The following is a 3,154-nucleotide window of genomic DNA, read 5'->3' on the forward strand; positions in this document are numbered from 1 at the left end:
GTCGGGCGCCGTGGCGGGCGGCGGTGTCCACGACCATCGCCGACGGCGGCTACCCGGGCACGGACTTGGTAGTCCCCACCGGCGGTCGCGTGGCGTTAGCTGACCGAGTGGCAGGTCGAACACAACCGCGAACACAAGCAGGTTCGCGCACGCGTCGAGCACGTCTTCGCCCGGACGAAGGCCTGGAAGATCCTACTCTGTTGGCGCTTGTCGCGCTCGTCAGCAAGGGCGTCGCCGAACGGGGTGAAGCCCATGCTCGCTCCAAACATGTCGTCACCGCTCCGGAAGGCGAGCAGGCGTGCCGACGGGCGTCTCCCGCCTCGCCGAAGTGGAACAAAGCGAGCGGGTCGGTCCGATCGCCGGAAGCGTAGCCAAGGGTCTTGGCCGAACGCGGATCCTGGTCGCCAAAGATCGCGGAGGGACGACTATAGACCTGCAGAACATCGTCGAGCGTGCGGTCGGTCTCTGCCCAGCCTTCGGCCGTCTCGACGAGGCTCGTGTAGTCGTGAGTCGCCAAGGCTCGATCGAGACGGAGCCAGCCACGGTTGTGAGCTGCGGCGCCGTACTCGGCAGCCACCACGTGAATCTCCGGCTGGGGGAAGCAGTAGCGCAGCAATGCCGCCATGTTCAACCGAGCGTTGTCGTCCACGATCCACCGCGTGCCGTCGGGCTGTGCCTCGTCCTGGGCGAGGGCGTCGGGAAGGAAGGCAAGCGCGCGAGGCCGCCGTGCGCGTCGGGACAGCGCACGGCGGCGTTGAACTCGTCGAGCACGTGGACGCGTTCCGCCTTGGTGAGCGGGGTCCGGTGGCGAGCCGTTCGGGGGGTGCTCCTCAGGGACGGCATGCCGACCACCTTGGGCTGTTGCCGTCCGGCTGTCCACCCTGTTCTTCAATCCGTGAGGGTCCGGGTCGGTTCAGCAGTGATCGCCAGGGTCGGGGTCAGGACTCTCGCCGAGGTCCGCGAGGAGGCTCCGGACGCGGTCGGCGATGGCGGTGTGACGTTCGACTTCGCGGGGCCAGCCGCGTTCGATGGCGTCCTGCTCGGTGAGCGACAGTTGCATTGCGCGTGGATCGTTCGGGTGTCGGGTGCGGGTGAGGAGGTCGGCGCTCTCCAGGGTGCGGGCGAGTTTGGAGATGTAGAGGGCTTCGAGGCCGGTGTGGTCGGCGAGTTGGCGTTGACTGGGTTGCTGGCCGCGGCGTGTCAGTGTGTGCAGCGAGGCCATGAGCGGCGCCAGACCAGGAATCCGGCGGTGCTGCGCGGTCTCGGGTTCGGGTGCAGGTCCCGGCTGCTGTCGGCGGCGGACGGTGGTCGGTGTGGTGTTGTCGTGGGTGAGTGGGAGGTTCCCGGTGACCGGTGCCGAAGCGGTGCCGGTTCGGCGCTGGTCGTGGGGTGGCGCAGGGTGTTGCGGCGCCCTGCGGGGTGTGCCCGTGTCGGGCTTCCTGTTCGGGGTGCGGTTGGTCGAGGCGGGGAGTGCGGGCGAGGCTTTGGCCTTGCGGGTCAGGACGTCTGGCGTGTCTGTTGTTTGCGGGGTGTGCGTAGGCCGAGGTGGGAGACTTGGCCGAGGTGGCGGAGTTTGTCGGGGTTGGCCACGGCGTGGATCTTGTGCACTGTGCCGTTGTGGGCGATGTCGAGGGCGAGGACGTTGAGCACTCGTCCCTGGGTGTCGTAGGTGACCAGGCCGGGGTGGCCGTTGACGCGGGCCGGCACGAGGGCGGCGCCGAGTTCGGTGATCCGGCGCAGACCGCTGTGGAGGAGTTTGGCGACTTGCAGCGGGTTGGCGACCGGGCGGCCGACGGCCAGGGCCTTGCCGCCGCCGTCGCCGTGCAGGACGACGTCGGGGGCGAGCATGGCGAGCAGTTCCTCCAGGTTCCCGCCGGCGGCGGCCTGGAAGAAGCGGCGGGCCAGCTCGTCGCTCTGTGTGCGTCGGGCCGGGGGCGGGGGCGGGGGCGGGGTGTCGGTGGTTGCGGCGAGGTGTTTCCTGGCCCGGGTGAGGATCTGGCGGCAGTTGGCTTCGGATTTTCCGGTAAGCTGCGCGATCTGGGGGTAGTTGTAGTCGAAGGCCTCGCGTAGCAGGAACACCGCGCGTTCCACGGGGGAGAGGGCTTCCAGCATCATCAGGAACGCCATCGACAGCGAGTCGGCGAGTTCGGCGTGTTCGGCGGGGGTGTGGCCGGGGCCGTTGGTGAAGGCGACGACCGGTTCGGGCAGCCACTCGCCGACGTAGGTCTCGCGTCTCACGCGTGCCGAGCCGAGGTGGTTGATGCCCAGGCGGGTGACCGAGGTCGTCAGGTACGCCTTGAGGTTGGTGACGGTGGTGCCCGCTTGCTCGGCGCGGGTGAGGTTGAGGAAGGTGTCCTGGACGAGGTCCTCGGCGTCGCCGACCGAACCCGTCATGCCGTAGGCGATGGAGAACAGCAGCGGCCGGTACCCGGCCGCCTCCGCCACGTGCGCCACGTGCGCCGATTCCGTCATGCAGCCCCGTCCCTTCCGGCGCCACCGCGGCGGGTGGCGCGCGTCACACCGGCCGGTCTGTCACAGGCGGCCGGGCTGCCCTGTCCCAGAGGGCACCAGGGGACAAGGTACCGAGGAGAACATGATGGAAGCCCGCCTGAACCCTTTCGCCAGCCCGGTGATGGGCAAGGTCTTCAAGCACCTGGTCGCCGCCAACCGCCTCGTCGGCGTGGAGTCCGCGCTGGCGCCCGCTACTGACTGATCGTTTCAGAATGAGGTTCGGAGTCGTCGCAGGCAGATGATGCTGCAGGCGAGTTGAAGCAGGCCCAGGTGGAGGTCGGCACGTATCTCGTAGCGGATCCGCAGGCGCTTGAACTGGTGGAGCCAGGCGAAGGTCCGCTCGACCACCCAACGTGTCTTCCCAAGCCCCGAGCCGTGGGCGACGCCGCGGCGGGCGATCCTCGGGGTAATGCCACGGCGCCGGAGGATTCGACGGTACTTGTCGTAGTCATAGCCACGATCGGCGAACAACCGGCGTGGCCGTCGGCGAGGTCTGCCACGCAGGCCCCGGATGGGCGGAATCAGGGCCAGAAGCGGCAGGAGCTGCTTGACGTCGTGCCGGTTCCCGCCGGTCAGGGAGACGGCCAGCGGCGTGCCGTGACGGTCGACGATCACATGGTGCTTGGAGCCAGGTCGGCCTCGG

At 69.0% G+C, this 3,154-nt stretch carries 3 protein-coding genes and 1 pseudogene; 1 reads left to right on the forward strand and 3 read right to left on the reverse strand.

The window, feature by feature from the left end; translation table 11 throughout:
* Window positions 1–195: pseudogene (locus ACFV1W_RS40360) on the forward strand (transposase family protein); the annotation flags it as partial.
* Window positions 196–913: 718 nt separating this feature from the next.
* On the opposite strand, the gene ACFV1W_RS40365 reads toward ACFV1W_RS40360, so the two are convergent.
* From ACFV1W_RS40365 to ACFV1W_RS40375, 3 genes are all read right to left on the reverse strand, one after another.
* Window positions 914–1,222: a MarR family transcriptional regulator gene (locus tag ACFV1W_RS40365; protein ID WP_380422534.1), complete on the reverse strand. Its 309-nt coding sequence runs from the start codon at window positions 1,220–1,222 to the stop codon at window positions 914–916.
* Window positions 1,223–1,497: 275 nt separating this feature from the next.
* Window positions 1,498–2,472 (reverse strand): RNA polymerase sigma factor SigJ, encoded by a 975-nt coding sequence (gene sigJ, locus ACFV1W_RS40370; RefSeq protein WP_380422535.1) that lies wholly within the window; start codon window positions 2,470–2,472, stop codon window positions 1,498–1,500.
* Window positions 2,473–2,718: 246 nt separating this feature from the next.
* The coding region (locus tag ACFV1W_RS40375) for an IS5 family transposase (protein WP_380422537.1) at window positions 2,719–3,154 on the reverse strand (436 nt) is incomplete at its 5' end.

It is taken from the genome of Kitasatospora sp. NPDC059648 (assembly GCF_042734825.1).
Taxonomy (GTDB): domain Bacteria; phylum Actinomycetota; class Actinomycetes; order Streptomycetales; family Streptomycetaceae; genus Kitasatospora.